Here is a 1,913-nt window from a genome sequence, read left to right on the forward strand (position 1 = left end):
ATTTAAAAATGGCGGAGCGTCAAATTTGACGGGTAAAATTTGAGATAAAATTTGGAAAATTTAAAAAGAAAAAGGGCGCAGTTTTCCGCGCCTTAGAGTAGAAATTATTTTATAACAAGACCTTGGAAAAGTCCACCGCGATTAACCCAAACGAGCGTCTTTTTGCCTTTTGCGCTTGCTAGGGCTTTGTTAAAATCATCCATATTTTTGATATTTTCCTCGGCGATTTGTATGATGATGTCACCTTTTTCAAAGCCGATTTTCTCGGCATTTGAGCCTGCTTTTACGTCAGTTACCAGGATGCCCGCTGCGTCCGCAGGTAGGCGGTATTTATATCTTGCGTTGTCGTCGATAGCTGTGACGCTAAGACCCTCGATCGCCGTGCCGTTTTTTGCCGCCGGAGCGCTTGATTTTGCGTTTGCGTTAGCTAGCTTTATCTTGGCGGTTTCGATTTTACCGGAGCGCTCGTAGGTTAGCGTGATCTCTTTGTTTGGAGCTAGCGATCCGATAAGATTTTTGAGATCGTTGGCGTTTTTGATCTCTTTATCGTCGATTTTGATGACGAGGTCGCCTCGTTTTAGTCCCGCGACATCCGCAGGAAGGCCGCTTTCTACGCTACTAATAAGCGCGCCTTCTTTGTTTTTATAGATCTCTTTTTGCTCTTCGTTTAGATTTGCTATCATCACGCCGATATATCCACGCTCGATCTTGCCGTCTTCGATGAGTTTTTTGGCGATATCTTTAGTCATATTTGACGGGATGGCAAAGCCGATGCCGTTGTTTCCTCCGCTGCGGCTAAGTATGGCCGAGTTTATGCCTACTAAGTAGCCGCGGCTATCGACTAGCGCACCGCCCGAGTTGCCTGGGTTTATCGAGGCGTCTGTCTGGATGAAATTTTCATATTGATTTAGACCTATGTTATCTTTGTTTAGGCCTGAAACTATGCCCTGAGTGATGCTACCGCCCACGCCGAAAGGATTTCCGATAGCAAATACGATATCGCCTTCCATTAGTTTAGCCGAGTCGGCAAACGGTATGGCTTTTAGCTCTTTGGCGTCGATTTTGATGATAGCTAGGTCGGTTTTTGGATCGGTACCGATGATTTTAGCCTTATATTCTTTGTCGCTATCTAGCAGCGTGACTACGATCTCGTCGCTATCTTCTACGACGTGGTTGTTTGTTACGATGTAGCCGTCGCTAGATATGACGACGCCAGATCCCAGCGAGCTACTTTTTTGTTTTTCTTGAGGGATGTTAAACTGAAATCCAAAAAAGTCCTTGAAAAACGGATCGCTAAACATATCGTTCATATCTGCAACGTTGTTGCTGACGGTTTTTGTGGTGGAGATATTTACTACCGATTTTTTAGCGTCGGCGATGGAGCTGTTGTAGGACAGGACGACGTTTTTGTTAAATTCTGGATTTACTCTAGTAAAATCCTCTGCTGGTTCGTTAAAATTTATGCTTGCGGCAAAGATCGCGCAAGAAGTAGCCAAAGATAATACGGTTATCTTTTTCATTGCTTTTCCTTTTGGATAAAATTTTTCAAAGCGCGATTATATGGCGTTAAGCTCAACGTAAAGTTAATTATTATTTAAGTCGTTTAAAATCATTTCGTTTACTATACTTGATTGACATACGCTAAATCTTTATGCTATAATCCGTATAAAATTAATTGACTAGAAGGATATAATATGAGCAATAGTCTTTACGAAACGTTAGGGGTGTCCGAAAAGGCCACCGGCGACGAGATCAAAAAGGCCTATCGCAGGCTGGCTCGAAAGTATCATCCCGATATCAACAAAGACCCGGGCGCGGAGGATAAATTTAAAGAGATAAATGCCGCGTATGAAATTTTAAGCGACGAAAAAAAGCGCGCGCAGTACGACAGGCATGGCGACGCGATGTTCGGC

The 1,913-nt window shown here is 43.5% G+C and carries 2 protein-coding genes; one reads left to right on the forward strand and one right to left on the reverse strand.

Features of this window, described 5'->3' with window-relative positions; all coding sequences use genetic code 11:
* Positions 1 to 104: 104 nt before the first annotated feature.
* Complete coding sequence (locus Q0546_RS09050; RefSeq protein WP_298792372.1) at positions 105 to 1,520, reverse strand: Do family serine endopeptidase; 1,416 nt, start codon at positions 1,518 to 1,520, stop codon at positions 105 to 107.
* Between the two features lie 174 nt (positions 1,521 to 1,694).
* Here Q0546_RS09050 and Q0546_RS09055 point away from each other — a divergent pair.
* Positions 1,695 to 1,913, forward strand: a 219-nt coding sequence (locus Q0546_RS09055; protein WP_298792374.1) for a DnaJ domain-containing protein, incomplete at its 3' end; no start/stop codon positions are given.

It is taken from the genome of uncultured Campylobacter sp. (assembly GCF_937997465.1).
In the GTDB taxonomy this organism is placed as follows: Bacteria; Campylobacterota; Campylobacteria; order Campylobacterales; family Campylobacteraceae; genus Campylobacter_A.